Source organism: uncultured Dokdonia sp. (assembly GCF_947492815.1).
Classification (GTDB): Bacteria; Bacteroidota; Bacteroidia; order Flavobacteriales; family Flavobacteriaceae; genus Dokdonia.
Window position 1 is genome coordinate 449439 of sequence record NZ_CANLOB010000001.1, and the last position, 17492, is coordinate 466930.

Consider the following 17492-nt stretch of genomic DNA (forward strand, 5'->3'; position numbering starts at 1 on the left):
TTAAGCTTCTTTTCTACCAATGGATATGTATGTGAACGCTTCTTTTTCCATATCGTTTACATCATATAAGTTTCGTCCATCAAAAATCACAGGTTGATTCAGATTATTTTTAAGTTTTGTAAAATCTGGTGTTCTAAAAATACTCCATTCTGTACTTATAACCAATGCATCTGCATTTTCGGTAGCTCCGTACATGGTTGTCGCAAATTCTATTTTATCATTATATTTTGCCTTAACATTATCCATAGCTTCTGGGTCAAATGTTTTAATTTTTGCTCCTTTTGCAAGTAATGCATCGATCATATATAAAGAAGGTGCTTCTCTAATATCATCTGTTTCTGGCTTGAACGCTAGTCCCCACATAGCAATTGTTTTTCCACTTAAATCACCTTTAAAATGTGATAAAATTTTAGGAATCAATTTTACTTTTTGGTGATTATTAACATCAATAACAGCATCTAATATCTGAAAATCATATCCAGATTCTTTTCCTGATTTATGAAGTGCTTTTACATCTTTAGGAAAACAAGAACCTCCATATCCTATACCTGGAAATAAGAAACGTTTTCCTATACGAGAGTCTGTTCCCATACCTCTACGCACTTTATCTACATCGGCTCCTACAAGTTCGCAATAATTTGCGATCTCATTCATAAACGTAATCTTAGTCGCAAGAAAAGAATTTGCAGCATACTTTGTAAGTTCTGCAGACTTCTCGTCCATAATGATAATAGGGTTTCCTGATCTTACAAAAGGCTTATAAAGTCTCTCCATAAGTGCTGTTGCTCTTTCTGAAGAAGATCCTACGACAATACGTTCTGGTTTTAAAAAATCATCTACAGCAAATCCTTCTCTAAGGAATTCTGGATTTGAAACTACATCAAAATCAACTGTTGTTTTTTCTGCAATGGTGGCTCTTACTTTTTCTGCTGTTCCTACAGGAACAGTACTTTTATCTACAATTACTTTATAGCTTTTCATTTGCTCACCAATATCATTAGCAACACCTAATACATATGATAAATCGGCAGATCCATCTTCATCTTCGGGAGTAGGTAATGCTAAAAATATGATCTCTCCATGATCAAGACCTTCTTGTAGTTTTGTTGTAAAAGAGAGTCTTCCTGCATTGATATTACGCTCAAAAAGTACGTCAAGATGCGGCTCATAAATAGGCACCTCTCCGTTTTTCATACGTTGTACTTTGTTTTCGTCTATATCTACACAGACTACTTCATTACCTGTTTCGGCAAGGCACGTTCCAGTTACTAAACCAACATAGCCTGTTCCTACTACGGTTATCTTCATATCTTAACTGAGTTAAAGCACAAAAATAGGGAAGTATTTACAGTTTTATGCCTATAGGAGTTATAATTGCATGAGTTGTTCTAAAAACGCGTCTAAAATTTGATTTTTAGCAAAGTTTGAAACCACATATTGCCTTGCTTCTGCTCCCATTTCTTTAGCAATATCTGGACTATTTACAAGTTTTTCTAACTGATTTACTACGGTATTCACCTCTTTTTCAGAGCTATAATAGCCTCCTTGAGATTTTGACATTACTGTAGCAACTTCAGATTGTGCATGTCCTGTGATAATAGAAGGTTTTGCACTTGCCATCATTCCTAATATTTTTGAAGGCATAACAGTATCTAAAACTTCAGGTTTTTGAAAGAGAATATGTACATCTGCACTACACAATAAGTCTGATAATTCTTCATATGCAACAGGAGCATACATAGTAATATTGGAATACGCTGCAATTGCTTCTTCAAGCCATACCCGTTTTGAACCATCTCCTACAATGATAATTTCAAAACGCTCCGTATCTATTGCTCTAGCAAATTTTATGAAAAATTCCCAATCTTGCTTGTCTCCTATGTTTCCAGAATATAGAATTTTAAATTTTGAAGATTTCAGGTATGGGTGCGCTTTCGCGAAAGCGGGATCAATTTGCTTTTCATCTATCCAATTAGGTAAAAAATACGTAGGAGCAGTCGTTTTTTTCTCCAGTTTTTTAATCATGGTGTGGCTAATAGTACTCACTTTGTCTGCTTTTGAAAAAAGTGATTTTTCAATCCACATCAATAGACGATAGACCATTCCTCCTTTTTCTTCTCCACTTTTTGTAAGTCCTGATTGAAAAGCAGCATCAAACTCAAAATCTTGTATGTGAATCCACGATGTTGCATTAAAACGTCTTTTCTGAATATATCCTAAAAGAGTTGAGCTAGTAAATGGCACGATAGAAATAACAATATCGCATTCTTTTATCTTCCAGAGATTCCAAAAAGAACCCCAAGTAAAGGAAAGAATATGAATGATTCGTTTGAAAAACGTAGGGTTTTTAGGCACATATTGCTTGTATCTATATACATTTATAGTACCTAATTCTTCTTTGAGATATGATTTTTTATTTTGATATTCCTTCGCTATTTTCCATTGTGGATAGTAGGGAAATGCTGTAATGATATCTAATTGAATATTATGATCTTCTAGATACTGAGCCAGTTGTGTAGAGTATAGACCAATCGCAGTACTCTCTGGGTAGAAATTGAGTCCAATAAATGTGATATGAGTACGCTTCTTCAAAGAAAATAATTAAAATACAAAGAACGTATTTTTTTGAAGAAAACTTTAATCTTTTATTTCTATTGAAAAACAAGAGGTCAAATTTCTGAACTTGACCTCTTTGTTTAATACTATAAAAAATATTTCTTAATAATATTCTATTAAACATATAAATTCTGGAGCTGTTTGATTTGGTAAAGAAATTCCAAAACCACTTACTGATCTTAAAATGATCTTTCCTTCAGGTAAATCTTTCACATTAATATATGTTTGTTGGGATTTATTGTATCCATCTCTCATTACTCCTTGTACAAAAATGTTATCGTTATTAACATCTTTCAATTGTGCGCCAAATCTATCTGTAATTTCAAATCTTACATTTCTGGTAGAAGTTAATCTATCTTCTGGTAAAAACCATCTTACATTAGTAATAACAGATTCTGCATCTTCTGGGAAATTTAAAGCTATGTTTTGAGTACCAATAGGATTACCTCCTCTTGCTGGGTTCCCTATTTTAAAATACTTCTTTTTAAGTCCTCTATTACTATAAATAGGGAAATAATCAACACTTGTTACAGGAATCTGACTAAAAGTACCATCAACTACTGCGGTAGTATTAGAATTCCCTTGTAAAACAGCATCTTCAATGGATATTAAAGAGATCCCCGCCTTATTTGATAGATCATCTGGTATCTTAATAAATCCATCTAAAGAAAGCCTTTGAGGGAAAAAACAATTCTCATATTTAGCTCTTGCTGTACCCCTAAAAGAACCTTGACTATATCTATAGGTATGTGTTCCCATCAATACAGAATTCTTAAATGATACATTCAACCCGCTTGTCTCACGCATTCTAATATCAAAATGATTAATCTCATTAGGGTTATCTTTAAAAAAGTCTTGAAATGCTTGTGATCCAAAATCTGCATTGATCTCTATGTTTCCGTTTATCCATTCAGATTTTAAAACCTTTGCGTGTGCAGATTTCATTTCAAATCTACCATTGGTAATCCTGAAATCACTAATACCTCCTCCTCCATTACCATTCAACTCAAATAAATAGGTGTCTTCATAAGGCTCAAATCCTGACCAATCACAATTCACAAACTTAAAATGTCCTCCATCATCAGCCTTTAATACCCGAGCATTACCTGTCATCCAAAACTTTGTCTGATCAAACCAATAGTTTAAAAACTGATCGGAATCCTTTATATCTAATATCAAAGCATTATGACTGGTAAATGTACACTTGTTAAAACCCCATTCAGAATTCGTATTAGCACCATTTTCAGCACCTCTTATCGTGAAAATTCTATTAAACTGACCTCTAAATGTACATCTGTCAAAATAGTAATCTTGTGCTACTCCTGCAGAAGCAGAAAGCATCAAATTTGTACTGGCATCTACACCTCTAAAAGTGATATTCCTAAAAGTGAAAAACAATCCATTAGTATTATTGAAAAAACCATAAGTATTTCCTGTATTAGTAAACGTCAAGGTAGCATTACCATCTGAATAATACGTGAATCCCTTTACACCGCCAATACCGAAATCTTCTCTGAATAAAGCTTGTTCTCCCAAACTATAATCACCCGATGGAATAAATACACCATAGGTAACTTCCAATGGACTCGCATCTTCAATTACATTAGAATCACTACCTGGTATATCATTGGATGGGTCATTAAGAGATGCTACTCTTCCTGATCCTACTACATCAACTACCCTTTGAAATGCCACCGTATTCTCACTAACGATAATGGCTTCTGTAAGGGTTACCCCATTCACTACATCTCCTACTGACCCAAAACCATCGCCCCTAGCTCCAAACCATTTTACATTGACTCCACGGTCAATTACACTACGTTTCCAGCCATCAAAAACCAAACCTCCATCGCCTTCGCCATCTACATCTGGATTATCTAAACTTGGATTGTAAACAAAAATACCACCTCCGCCATCTCCTTTGGTATAATATCCCAGTACAATTGCTGTAGTAACATCTGTACCGCAAACATCGTGTATCGTATTCAAATCAAAAACAGTCTCTACTGTCGTGATTTGAGAACAAGCCAAAACCTCCTTTAATTGCTTATTCGTCGTAGGAACAGCTTCCCAGCCATCTTTCGTATAGGTATATAAACCAGAAAGATGATCCGTTTGGTATACTGTCATACCTATGCGAGGCTTTTCTATCGAAAAACGCTCTTGCTCTGTAATATGTTCTACAGGAGTAACAACTTGATCAACCTGAGCATCCATAGATACAGGAATACCTATGATTAATACTACTATAATTACTAATAAAAAATATGTTTTTTGTTTCATTGTTTTTTTATTTAAAAATTGAATTTTAATTGTATCGATTATCAGATATACTTTTAAAAGTATTCTATAACACAAAAGAAATTAGGACTTGTCACAGAATTCAATCTTGTGTTCTTTAAAACAAGCTTTCCTTCACGTAAATTTTTTACATTAATAAATGTTTCTTCTATTTTATTAAAGCCATTAGATGGATTTCCCGCAACATTAGAGATTAAATTACCATCTAAGTCTTCTAATACTAAGTTTACGGAACGAAAGCTAACCACTTCCCCTCTTGGTAAAAACCATCTTATTTTAGTGATAATAGATTCTGCATCCTCTGGAAAATCTAGGATAATTGATTCAAAATTAATAGGGTTTCCTCCTCTGGCAGGATTACCCAATTTAAATTCTTTCTTTTTGAGTCCTCTATTACTATATAAAGGGAAGTAATCAACATTAGTAACAGGAATAAGATTTTCACCACTACTTGAAATTATAGCTGGAATATTAACTACATTACCATTCATGTCAGTAAATGAACGACCTTGTAAAATCGCATCTTCAATAGATATTAAAGATATCCCTGCCTTGTTTGATAAATTATCTGGTATCTTAATAAACCCATCTAAAGATTCTCTTCCTGCAAAAAGACAATTCTCATATTTAACCCTTGCTGTCCCTCTAAAAGAACCTTGACTATATCTATAGGTATGTGTTCCCATTAATACAGAATTCTTAAATGACACATTCAAACCACTTGTCTCCCGCATTCTAATATCAAAATGATTAATCTCATTAGGATCATCAAAAAAAGGTTGAAATGCTTGTGATCCAAAGTCTGCATTGATCTCTATGTTTCCGTTTATCCATTCAGATTTTAAAACCTTTGCGTGGTCCGTTTTCATCTCAAATCTTCCATTGGTGATCCTGAAATCACTAATACCTCCACCACCATTACCGTTCAACTCAAATAAATACGTGTCTTCATTAGGTGAAAACCCTGACCAATCACAGTTCACAAACTTGAAATGTCCTCCATTATCAGCTTTTAATACTCGAGCATTACCTGTCATCCAAAACTTTGTCTGATCAAACCAATAATTTAAAAATTGATCCGAATCCTTTATATCTAATATCAAGGCATTATGACTAGTAAATGTACATTTGTTAAAGCCCCATTCAGAATTCGTATTTCCGTTATCACCTCCTCTTATTGTAAAAATCTTATCAAACTGACCTCTAAATGTACATCTGTCAAAATAGTAATCCTGTGCATTTCCTTGAGAATCCGAAAATATCAAATTTGTACTGGCATCTACTCCTCTAAAAGTAATATTTCTAAAAGTGAAAAATAAACCATCACTATCATTAAAAAAACCATAGGTGTTGCCTGTATTAGTAAACGTCAAGGTAGCGTTACCATCTGAATAATATGTGATTCCTTTTATGCCTCCAATATTAAAATCTTCTCTGAATAAAGCTTGTTCTCCCAAACTATAATCACCTGATGGAATAAATACACCATAGGTAACTTCCAATGGACTCGCATCTTCAATTACATTAGAATCACTACCTGGTATATCATTGGATGGGTCATTAAGAGATGCTACTCTTCCTGATCCTACTACATCAACTACCTTTTGAAATGCCATCGTATTCTCACTTACAATAATAGCCTCCGTAAGGGTTACCCCATTCACTACATCTCCTACTGACCCAAAACCATCGCCCCTAGCTCCAAACCATTTTACATTGATCCCACGGTCAATTACACTACGTTCCCAGCCATCAAAAACCAAACCTCCATCGCCTTCGCCATCTACATCTGGATTATCTAAACTTGGATTGTAAACAAAAATACCACCTCCGCCATCTCCTTTAGTATAATATCCCAGTACAATTGCTGTAGTAACATCTGTACCGCAAACATCGTGTATCGTATTCAAATCAAAAACAGTCTCAACCGTCGTAATTTGAGAACAAGCCAAAACCTCCTTTAATTGCTTATTCGTCGTAGGAACAGCTTCCCAACCATCTTTCGTAAAAGTGTATAAACCAGAAAGATGATCCGTCTGATAAACTGTCATGCCGATACGAGGCTTTTCTATCTCAAATCGCTCTTGCTCTGTAATTTGTTCTATAGGAGTAACTGCATGATCAACCTGAGCTTCCATATGTATAGGAATACCCATCAATAGTATAAAAACTATTAGTAAGAAATACATTTTTTGTTTCATAAAGTCTATCTGTTTTAGTTAATATTAATAGTTGTATCTTAATTTTCATTAAGACTAATAGAATGTCCCTTTTTTATATACATGTAAAAAATGACTTAATCAGGCGTGCGTGCCTGTTATGAAAATAAATGTGTGGTGCGAATAAATTAAAAAATTAGTGTAGTAATCTAATTTTCAATACTAAAGATAGTTTTTTTTTTTGAATTATACACGATCTCGAATAGGTTTTGCTGGATTTCCTATACATATTTTACCAGACGGTAAATCTTTAAAAACACTGCTTCTTGCTCCTACTACTGTGCCTGCTCCTATAGTTACACCTGGAGCAACATAAGTATCTGTAGCGAGCCAGCATTTTTCTTCTATCGTTATTTTTTGAGCATAAATTCTAAAATCAGGAGATTCATAATCATGAGTTCCTGTACAAATGTATCCCTTTTGAGAAATTACAGCATGTGCTCCTATTTCTATTTCGCCTAGTGTATATAAAACGACATCATCTCCTATCCAACTATAATCTCCTATCGTGAGCTTCCATGGATATGTAATTTTTGCCGTGGGGCGTACAATAACGTTTTTGCCTATTTTGGCTCCAAAAGATCGTAACAAAAACCTTCTCCATCCATATAAGAACTGAGGAGAGCATCTAAATAATGTGGCTTGTACTATCCACCATAATTGTACGGTGAGTTTAGATTTACCTCTAAAATCTGATGGTGTCCTATATTGATCTAAGTTTTGGTATTTCATTTCTCTAGTATCCACCCCTTTTCTTTAATCACTTTTGCTATATATTTTCCAGTGGCTTCGTAGCCCAAGGTATTAAAATGTACGTTATCTTTAAAGAAACTTCTCGGAATACAGTCTTTTTTTATGTCTTCTAAATCTTGTGGTGTGGGTGTCATACCCATATCATAAATTGCTTTGTGAATCATATAACTACGTATATCTATAAAATGAGCTCCAAAAGATTCTTTAAGAACTGTATTTAATCTAGTAATATTGGTATGTGCATTGCTTCCTATAGATTCTTTATCGGCAATTCCATTACAAATAGATAATACAAGAACGTGTTTTTTTGCATTTTCTCCCAAATGGTCTATCATTGCTTGAATATTATCTCTTGTTTTATAAATAGCATCCCCAGATTTTTTATCATTTCTACCTGCCCATATAATAGTCCATGTATTTGCATATGCAATTCCATTTTTAAAGGTAAAATTGAGAGTGTCTTTTACTAAAAGATCTTCTTTTAGGTTACTAGCTGTAAATGTATATCCAAGTGTCTTTTTAGGGTTTTCTATTTCTGAAAAACGTTCTATTTTTCCTTCAATTTCATTTATAAACCCTTCTCTATATTGTTCTGTCTGAAAATTTATAGGTTCTGTATCATAATATATTATTTCTGAAGAGCCTGATTTTTTTATTTCTTGATCTTTAAAAACCAGTCGCATAGGTTTTCCTCCTTGTAATAACGCTATACTATTAGATTTTAATCCTCCTACTCCAAAATTTTTATGTTTTATATCTAACTCATCAGATATTACTTCTAGGATAGAAAACTCTCCGCCAGACCCTTTCATCATACTGTCTCCCCACCCTACAAGCTTAACGGGTTTTAGCGTATCACAACTACTTATAAAACATAGTATAAAAAGTAGAAGAAAATATCTCATAAGACGATTATATGATTTCTAGAAGTCTTTGTTTAAATTGTAATCTCGTAAAGTTTTTTTTAAAATAATGCTTATTCGAATTACTCATTTGAGATAGCTCGTCTTTATTTGTATCAAAATAAGCCAATGCCTTATATAATTCTTTAGGGTTTTTCTTTTCAAAAAAACGACCATGTATTCCACCTGTCACTACATCAGGAATTCCTGCATGGGTGGTTGTTAGAATTACATTTCCTGTAGCCATGGCTTCCAAAATGGAGATGGGTTGGCCTTCCATTTTATAATAGGTAGGTAATACAAAAACAGTTCCCCAATTTAATAAATCATTCTTCTCGTTTCCTTTTACAATACCAACATAAGTAGTGTGTTGAAGGGTATAAAAACGCTTTTCTATTTCTTCTTTTTGTGTATAATCTATTGCGCCTGCTATTTTAGCTTCGTAAGGAATTTTACTTTCTTCAAGTAGTGTAAGCGCATCTAAAAGGTCGAAAATTCCTTTTTCTTCCATTAGATTACTTAAATATATAATCTGAAGCTTTTCAAAAGATTTTTTTATTGTTGTATTGAGTAAGTAATCTTCTGCAAAATTAGGGAGTACTTTTACCTTCTCTTCTGCGATAAAGGGAGTCATATTTCCTTTTAGAGATTTTGAAAGTACGATACCTTTTGTGGTTTTAGAAAGTAAGTAGTGAAATAATTTCTTTTTAACTCCATGTAAGGTTTTATACTCATTACCCATATGATTGCCATGCACGTGGACAATAATCTCTCTGCCTAAAAGACTACTTATTATAATAAAACCTGTATACTTTATAACACCAAAAAAAGTCTGTCCAGGTGTAATATAAATAGTTTTATAAGATAGAATCTTATATGCTTTAGAATAAAAAGAAAGATTAAAAAAAAGCTTATGAAATGAAAACTTCCCAATAGCTTCATCAAATCTTGAATAGGAGGTATTAATACTAGCTACGTTATAATTAGATTGTTCATTTAAGATATCCCGTACTACTTTATTTGCTAAAGAAACTCCTGTAGTAGGCTCTGGAAACGGACCAATGATTAGTATTGATTTAGTTTTCTTCACGTAGATAAAGGCTTTTAAGGCTAAAGAAATTTAAAAAGAAGGCAAAGAAAATAATACCCGCTTCTCGTTCTAAAATATTTTCAGTAAACATGACAATTGCATAAAAGATGAGTAATAAAATCAATAACTGGTTATTAAAACGAATAGCATAAATCAAATTGATTCCTGTAAAACATAAAAACACGACCAGGCATATAACCCCTCCTATTAACAATAAACTAAAGTATTGATTGTGGGCATTATACTTTCTTTCTGCTAAAAACGTATTTCCGTCTTGAGTATATTTTTCTTGTAATGCATCATTATAATCTCCTATACCATATCCTAATAGTGGGGATTCTAAAATAAGTCTTTGAGCAGTATCATATATAGTGTACCTAATATTAGTTGATGTTACTTCTCCTTTATCTAAATGTTCTATTTTAAGTAATTCAACAAATCGATCTCTTGTTTTCGGAATGGCAATTGTTAAAACTATTAATGTTATAACTGCTAGCAAATAAGGTTTCAATAATTTTTGTTTTCTCTGAAAAACTACAAATAAAGAAAACACTATTATAAGCGCAATTAATGGTCCTTTTTTAGCGTAGAGTAATAGAAATAACACTAGTGTAATATCCATTCCTAAAACAACAGCTATTTTAATTTTAGATTGTAACTCTTTAAGTATATAAAAAGAAAACAAAATAGCAATACTACAATGCATTGATAAATAAATAGGATGTATGCTGTACTTACCCGTCTTTACCCTTAGTACAGTTCCAAAGTGCTCCATCATTTCTGGAAAAGAATACTGAGTAGAAAAGAACCATATAAAAGAAATCACATTAAATAAGAAAACCCCTGTGACATATATCCATAAATATGTAGTAAGGTTTTTAAAAATCTCTTTGCCTTCCGTTTTTGTAAGCATTGCAAATACAAATGGAAATACAATAAGTGACGACATTTGGGTGAGTTTTCGCTGCCCATAATCAACATCAGCGCTATAAAAATAAGTGACTGCTATAACAACATATAATAACGCATTTGTAATAAAGAAGCGCTTATCAAAGTGCCACGGTCGTTGTAAAGCATTAATTAGCACAGCAACCCCAAATAATAAAATTGCAATCGATTTTAAATTAGATGGCAACACTACCAAAGCAAAAAGAAGCCCGATAGCAATCCTGACAATCTTTATTCCTGTAAGGCTTTTGTTTGTTTCCATACTTTTTGTTTATACATAAAAAACTCTAAAAGAGTTCTTATAAATTTAGGAATTATAACTACTCCAAGAAATGCTCCAATGTAGTATGTATACCCATTTGTAAAATCACCTCTAAGTAAAAAGATTAAATGGATTGCTAAATAAAAAGCAATCATTTTCTTTAAATAATCATCACTTTGTAGCCACGCAACAGCCCTTACTAAAACAATAGCAAGCAGTATCGGAGCAATAATAACACCCACAACACCAAAGTTTATAAAGCCTTCTGAAACCAATGGGTTTGATAAATTGCTATAGGTAAAATCATATGTGTCTATAAGATGATTCCCTACTAACTCTCCTGTAGAAAGGGGTTTTTCTTTCCATAAACCTCTAGGAACAAAGAATAGAAAAGCACTTAATAATTGATGCCCCATAGAAAAACCATACTCTTTTACATAATCCATGGTTGCCATAATGTTTGAAAAGGCATCATAATTTAGCGTATTAAATGCTGATGCGATACCACCTCCTTTCATATGATCAAAAATAATAGAAGGCTGTTCTAGTATTTCTTTAAATGAAGCCTCAGAATGTGTCAGTATTGCAGAGAGCGGAAAAGCTACAATCATTGTAAAAAACAGAAAGAATAAGCTCTTAATATTTGTATTAAAAAGCTTTGGTATAGCTAAAAAAAGCAGACTGATATATAAGGGCCCTAATGCATTTCTTTTTTCTACAAGTGGGTTTTTAAACCAAAGAAGTAGCAATCCTAAAAAAAGAAATACGGCACAAATTGTCACAAGATTTACCGCTTTTTTATTCTTTTTTCTAAAGTATTGAAAACACAATATGATCCCCGCAAATGGTAATAAAAAGAACACTTTTTTCCATATTAAAAATGTAACTACCGAAAATGCAGATGGCCTCCATGCTGGACGTCCTAATTCGTCTATTACAAAAGAATAACTCCCTAAAAACACAAGAATCGTAACTATAGCAATAACAACAATTAGTACGGGTGTTGTCTTTTTTGAACTTTCTTTAAATACTGGCACATATGCCATACGTTTACTCTTCTTAAAAAACAAGTAGGCAAAAAAGAAAATAACATTAAATAAAACAATTAGTCCATTAGAAAATATGGCCAAGTCTTTATCATAAATAAATTTATTTTTAAACGTAGGGTTCATTCCTTCAAATGAATTAATTTGAACCATAGGTGCTACAATAAAAAACAGAAATGTAAACACTATAAATGCCGACATAAAAGGAGAGTATACGCGCTCTACAAATATGTGATACACTGTAATTCCTGCAAGAACTAAGGCGCTCAATAAAAAAGAAAACCACACGTCTATATCTCCGTCAAACGTTACAAATAACGCGACAGATATAAGTGCATAGACAAAAAGTAATATAACCTTGAGTCCCATAGTGGGTTTATTTATAATTTTTAAATACTCTTAATATCTCTTTTTCAAAAGCTTCTTTGTACGCTTTCGCGAAAGCTTACCCTTTTAACTTTCCAATAAACAAATGTCTATTAATGGCCACTTCTTCATCTAATATATGGTCAAACTTCTCTGAAAATGCATCTCTAAACCAATCTAGTGTATAATATTTTGGAACAGGTGGAATGTTATCCAGATCTCCAAAGTAAAGACCCAATGGCATAAACTCAACAACAACATACTTTTGAGTAAGTGATTCAAGTACTTTAAAAATATGTGCTAAGCTCACATCTTGTGTTAATAGCAAGTGGTGTGTCACTGCTAAAGCCATCACAATATCTGCATTGATCCTTTGATCAATTTTAAGCGTATTACTCCTATTGTTGGGTCTTACAAAATCATATACTAATGGTAATACATCTTCCTTATTCTCATTATTAACAAAAATGTGATTAAGTGCATTTTTATCATAATCTGTGGCAATGATTTTCTCTATTTGCGTGCTTTCTAAAACATAATTTGCAAATTTTCCTTGGTTTGATGCCAACTCAATTAAAGAAGTCGCATCTTTCAATTGTGTTTTAATAAGTTCAGTAATACGCAAAAAACGCGAATCATTAGCAGGGTTTTTATCATTATGATAGTCTTTCCAGTATGAATCTATCTTACTTTTATTTACACGCTTAATTAACTTTCGAGCTTTATTAATAGTATATCTATTTTGGAACGCCTTTTTAAACTTAAGTATTTTATCAATGTGTTTATGACGCCCATATTTATCAATAACACGGCTATATCTAGCTACAGAAAGTCTTCTTGTATTGTTATGTGCTTTAAATAAAAGAGTTCCTACTTTGCTTCCTAAGAAACTAGCATACTTATGTCTTAATTGAAAAAGATCTTGGTCACTAAAAAAGCCATTATATAAAAAGATACTATTAGAAAGATCTGAAAAACCTTTATTATACAAATACAAAGGCATATAAAATGAATTGTAAAAATTAAGGTATCCAGACCAACTTTTACCATTTTTAGGGTCCCTTTTTAAAATACTTCCAAAATCTACATATGTAGGTCTTGCCATATCGTACACAACATTATATGCATGTACATCAAAAAACTCATACCCATATTTATTTGCAACTTCATTAGCATCTAATACTACTGTTGCTGCTCTTTGAAGCATTGTAAAAGACCACTCATATGGATAGTTCCAATAAGGAATACGCTTATGCTCTATCACTAATTCATATCCTTCAATCTTTATATCAGAAATCCAAGTGTCTACAAAAAGTTGTTTCTCAACTAATTCTTGCATCATTCCACTATCAAACATTTCTTTCACTTGAGTAATATAATCACTATGAATACCTCTTAATACTCTATCTTCATGGAAATACAGTGTACATACTTTATCTATTGAAAACTCAATAGTACCTAAGTCTTTTACTTTTAATTCTTCACTCATAATGGATGTATCCACGTGTTTATTTTAAAGATATTTAAAAACGCTCTGGTTTGTAAATAAAAATTTGTTCTTGTCTTTGTAAATAATACGTTTACAAAGTATCCCGAAATAGCATATGATATCAATGTTGCATATGCAGCGCCAATAAGCCCATACCACTCAATAAAAAATATATTTAATGATATATTGACAATAGCCCCTATCACAAGCCTTATACTAGAAAATCGCTCTAAGTTTTCATTTAAGTAAAATCCCCAGGAACCATTACTTAAAAACACAAAAACTATAGACCAGATATAAAGTACTAATATATAACTACTCTCTGTATATTCACTCCCAAATAAAAGTGGTATAAAATAGCTTGCAAAAATGGTATAAAAAACAGAAACAACTATCGCAATTTTAATCAAAACATCATACAATTGTTGGAGTCTTTTTAAAAACAATGCTCTGTCTTTTTTACGCATACTTACTAACGATGGAAAAACAGATTGTGTGACAGCAACAGTTACAAAAATCCATATACTTGTCATTTTTACAGCGACACTATACAATCCTACAGAACGTTCATCAAGTATTTCATCAATCATTACTTGATCTATCTTCATATATAATGCTGCAGCAACAGATCCAATAATTAAAACCCAGCTTTTTTTAAGTAAGCTTTTAGCAACAGACCATTTAAAACGCCACTTTAAAATAGAAAGTTTATGATGTATATAAGAAATAATATATCCTGTTGATATTAATATCCATTCTAAAACTAACGCATATGCAAAATAAATAAGAGGCGCTTCAGAAAGGATAAGAGCCACTTTTACAATACTTAATACACTTACTGCAATAAGGTTACTTATTGCGGTATATTTACTAAGTACTTTGCTCTGAAAATAAAAATCAACACCTCTAATACTTTGAAAAAATATAGTAACTCCAATAACCATTACCATCGTATTCTTAATGGCTCTATTGTCTAATAGCTGTGTCACAAGAAACATTCCTAGAAACATTACTAAAAACCCAAAAAGTCTTAAGAGAAATGTTGTTCCTAAAATTTCATCTCTTTTAGATGGGTCTTTTACTAGTTCTCTAACAACAATTTGATCTAAACCTAATCCCGCAAAAGCAGCAAACAGGTACACAAAAGATTCTGCATAACTAAAGATTCCAAAATCATCAGGGCCCAAGTATCTTGCTATCCAAATTCCTATAAAAAAAGCATCTATTATACGTAATCCTTTTTCTGCAAGAAGCCATACTGTATTAGAAAAATACTTGCCTATGCCTTGATTAGAAAAAAGTTGCTTTCCTTTAATCATTTACTGTTTTTCTAGATACCAAGCGTAGAGTTTTTCTATGCCTTCTTCTAATTGAACGTTGTGCTTCCATCCTAAACCATGTAACTTGGAAACATCTGTAAGTTTACGCAATGTACCATCTGGCTTTGAAGTATTAAAGGTAAGTGCTCCTGTAAACCCAACAATCTTCTGAATAGTTTGTGCCAACTCTTTAATAGAGATGTCTTCTCCTGTACCTATATTGATGTGCGTATTTCTAATATCCCCTGTAGGCTGTACATCCTTAAAGTCTGTACGTTCCATAATAAACACACAAGCATTTGCCATATCTTGACTCCATAAGAATTCCCTACGCGGAGCGCCTGTTCCCCATATTTCAACTGATATATCTGAAACCCCATATTTTTTTAGAGTTTCTTCCGCTTTCGCGAAAGCGGAAACACCAAGGTCTTTTATCACAGCATCTTTCTTTCCTTCAGAAAGTAGTTTTGCCAAATGCATCTTTCTAATTAAAGCTGGTAATACATGTGATTTTTCAAGGTCAAAATTATCGTTATAGCCATACAGGTTTGTAGGCATTACAGATAGAAAATTGGTTCCATACTGTATGTTGTAACTTTCACACATTTTAATTCCTGCAATTTTTGCAATTGCATAGGGTTCATTTGTGTATTCTAGAGGTCCTGTAAGCAAACTATTTTCTGGCATAGGTTGAGGTGCCGCTTTTGGATAAATACACGTACTTCCCAAGAATAATAATTTCTTTATACCGCTTTTATAACTCTGATGAATCACATTATTCTGAATCATCAGATTAGCATGTATAAAATCTGCTCTATAGGTGTTATTTGCTATAATTCCACCTACTTTAGCGGCAGCTAAAAACACATATTCAGGTTGCTCTTTTTCAAAAAAAGTAGCAACATCTACTGTATTAGTTAAATCTAGTTCTTTATGTGTTCTGTAAACAAGATTTGTATACCCTTTTTTTTCTAGGTCATCTTTTATGGCGCTACCTACTAGTCCTCGATGTCCAGCAATGTATATTTTTGCATCTTTCTTCATAGACTATTCAAAGTAGTTTAAGGTGGTATATCCTCCTTTTTTTAAATAGCTATCCTTCTTCATTAAATTAAGATCACTCTTCATCATATCATTTACAAGATCTTGTAATTCATATGCTGGCTTCCATCCTAATTTATTGTATGCTTTTGAAGCATCGCCTATCAGTAAATCTACTTCAGTAGGTCTAAAATATTTTTCATCTACAGCAATAACTTCTTGTCCTATTTTTACTGGGTATGCTGGATCTTCTGAAGCTGTAACAATTCCTTTTTCATCAATGCCTTCTCCTTTAAACTCAAGCGTGACTCCTATATGTTTAAAAGCCATTCTTATAAAGTCTCTAACGGTAGTGGTAGTTCCTGTTGCAATCACCCAATCTTCTGCTTCATCTGCCTGAAGGATCATCCACATCATTTTGACATAATCTTTTGCATGTCCCCAATCTCGTTTTGCATCTAAGTTTCCTAAATACATTTTTTCTTGAAGACCTAGTCCTATTCTAGAGGTTGCACGAGTAATTTTACGTGTTACAAAAGTCTCTCCTCGTATAGGAGATTCGTGATTAAAAAGAATCCCATTACACGCAAAAATATCATACGCCTCACGATAATTTACAGTAGCCCAATATGCATACATTTTTGCTACTGCATAAGGACTTCTAGGGTAAAAAGGTGTGTTTTCTGTTTGAGGAACTTCTTGAACTTTTCCATAAAGTTCTGAGGTAGAGGCTTGATAAATTTTTGTCTTTTTCTCTAGACCTAATGCCCTTATAGATTCTAGAAGCCTTAAGGCACCTAGTCCATCTACATTAGCAGTATATTCAGGCATCTCAAAAGAAACCTGTACATGACTCATAGCCCCTAAATTATAGATTTCATCAGGTTGTACTTCTTGAATAATTCGGAGCAGATTTGAACTATCTGTGAGATCTCCATAGTGTAAAAAGAAGTTTCGATGATCTACATGAGGGTCCTGATATAAATGATCTATACGGTCTGTATTGAAAAGAGAAGATCTCCTTTTAATACCATGTACAATATATCCCTTTTTTAATAGGAATTCGCTTAGATAAGCACCGTCTTGTCCTGTAACTCCTGTTATTAATGCTGTTTTGGTCATGTTAGTTTTTTTAAAAAG

General features: G+C 32.8%; 13 protein-coding genes. All 13 read right to left on the reverse strand.

What is annotated here, in order from left to right:
* The gene (locus Q1A01_RS02300; RefSeq protein ID WP_299675344.1) at positions 1 to 1308 is read right to left on the reverse strand and encodes a UDP-glucose/GDP-mannose dehydrogenase family protein; all 1308 of its coding nucleotides are present in this window, start codon (positions 1306 to 1308) and stop codon (positions 1 to 3) included.
* A 60-nt stretch (positions 1309 to 1368) separates the two neighbouring features.
* A complete protein-coding gene (locus tag Q1A01_RS02305; RefSeq protein ID WP_299675347.1) occupies positions 1369 to 2592 on the reverse strand; it encodes a WcaI family glycosyltransferase in 1224 nt (407 codons plus the stop codon).
* 126 nt (positions 2593 to 2718) lie between these two features.
* A complete protein-coding gene (locus Q1A01_RS02310) occupies positions 2719 to 4899 on the reverse strand; it encodes a hypothetical protein (RefSeq protein ID WP_299675350.1) in 2181 nt (726 codons plus the stop codon).
* 53 nt (positions 4900 to 4952) lie between these two features.
* Positions 4953 to 7118, reverse strand: a complete 2166-nt coding sequence (locus Q1A01_RS02315; protein ID WP_299675353.1) for a hypothetical protein — start codon at positions 7116 to 7118, stop codon at positions 4953 to 4955.
* Between the two features lie 204 nt (positions 7119 to 7322).
* Positions 7323 to 7868: a putative colanic acid biosynthesis acetyltransferase gene (locus Q1A01_RS02320; protein WP_299675356.1), complete on the reverse strand. Its 546-nt coding sequence runs from the start codon at positions 7866 to 7868 to the stop codon at positions 7323 to 7325.
* Complete coding sequence (locus tag Q1A01_RS02325) at positions 7865 to 8794, reverse strand: SGNH/GDSL hydrolase family protein (RefSeq protein ID WP_299675359.1); 930 nt, start codon at positions 8792 to 8794, stop codon at positions 7865 to 7867. The genes Q1A01_RS02320 and Q1A01_RS02325 overlap by 4 nt, the downstream gene beginning before the upstream one ends.
* Before the next feature lie 7 nt (positions 8795 to 8801).
* Entirely contained in the window at positions 8802 to 9881 is a 1080-nt protein-coding gene (locus Q1A01_RS02330; RefSeq protein ID WP_299675362.1) for a glycosyltransferase family 4 protein, read from the reverse strand.
* Positions 9868 to 11091, reverse strand: a complete 1224-nt coding sequence (locus Q1A01_RS02335; protein WP_299675365.1) for an O-antigen ligase family protein — start codon at positions 11089 to 11091, stop codon at positions 9868 to 9870. Before Q1A01_RS02335 ends, Q1A01_RS02330 begins: the two co-directional genes overlap by 14 nt.
* Entirely contained in the window at positions 11061 to 12506 is a 1446-nt protein-coding gene (wzy, locus tag Q1A01_RS02340) for an O-antigen polysaccharide polymerase Wzy (RefSeq protein WP_299675368.1), read from the reverse strand. The genes Q1A01_RS02335 and wzy overlap by 31 nt, the downstream gene beginning before the upstream one ends.
* A 76-nt stretch (positions 12507 to 12582) precedes the next feature.
* A complete protein-coding gene (locus tag Q1A01_RS02345) occupies positions 12583 to 14007 on the reverse strand; it encodes a hypothetical protein (protein WP_299675371.1) in 1425 nt (474 codons plus the stop codon).
* Complete coding sequence (locus Q1A01_RS02350) at positions 13989 to 15311, reverse strand: flippase (protein WP_299675374.1); 1323 nt, start codon at positions 15309 to 15311, stop codon at positions 13989 to 13991. Before Q1A01_RS02350 ends, Q1A01_RS02345 begins: the two co-directional genes overlap by 19 nt.
* The gene (locus Q1A01_RS02355; protein ID WP_299675377.1) at positions 15312 to 16355 is read right to left on the reverse strand and encodes a GDP-L-fucose synthase; all 1044 of its coding nucleotides are present in this window, start codon (positions 16353 to 16355) and stop codon (positions 15312 to 15314) included.
* Positions 16356 to 16358: 3 nt separating this feature from the next.
* Positions 16359 to 17474, reverse strand: a complete 1116-nt coding sequence (gmd, locus tag Q1A01_RS02360) for a GDP-mannose 4,6-dehydratase (RefSeq protein WP_299675380.1) — start codon at positions 17472 to 17474, stop codon at positions 16359 to 16361.
* Between the last annotated feature and the right edge of the window lie 18 nt (positions 17475 to 17492).

What these genes read in the sequence shown, in the direction of transcription:
- Q1A01_RS02300 (WP_299675344.1), bottom strand. Translation starts at nt 1,308, where the DNA reads ATGAAGATAACCGTAGTAGGAACAGGCTATGTTGGTTTAGTAACTGGA.
- Q1A01_RS02310 (WP_299675350.1), bottom strand. Translation starts at nt 4,899, where the DNA reads ATGAAACAAAAAACATATTTTTTATTAGTAATTATAGTAGTATTAATC.
- Q1A01_RS02315 (WP_299675353.1), bottom strand. Translation starts at nt 7,118, where the DNA reads ATGAAACAAAAAATGTATTTCTTACTAATAGTTTTTATACTATTGATG.
- Q1A01_RS02320 (WP_299675356.1), bottom strand. Translation starts at nt 7,868, where the DNA reads ATGAAATACCAAAACTTAGATCAATATAGGACACCATCAGATTTTAGA.
- Q1A01_RS02325 (WP_299675359.1), bottom strand. Translation starts at nt 8,794, where the DNA reads ATGAGATATTTTCTTCTACTTTTTATACTATGTTTTATAAGTAGTTGT.
- Q1A01_RS02335 (WP_299675365.1), bottom strand. Translation starts at nt 11,091, where the DNA reads ATGGAAACAAACAAAAGCCTTACAGGAATAAAGATTGTCAGGATTGCT.
- wzy (WP_299675368.1), bottom strand. Translation starts at nt 12,506, where the DNA reads ATGGGACTCAAGGTTATATTACTTTTTGTCTATGCACTTATATCTGTC.
- Q1A01_RS02350 (WP_299675374.1), bottom strand. Translation starts at nt 15,311, where the DNA reads ATGATTAAAGGAAAGCAACTTTTTTCTAATCAAGGCATAGGCAAGTAT.
- Q1A01_RS02355 (WP_299675377.1), bottom strand. Translation starts at nt 16,355, where the DNA reads ATGAAGAAAGATGCAAAAATATACATTGCTGGACATCGAGGACTAGTA.
- gmd (WP_299675380.1), bottom strand. Translation starts at nt 17,474, where the DNA reads ATGACCAAAACAGCATTAATAACAGGAGTTACAGGACAAGACGGTGCT.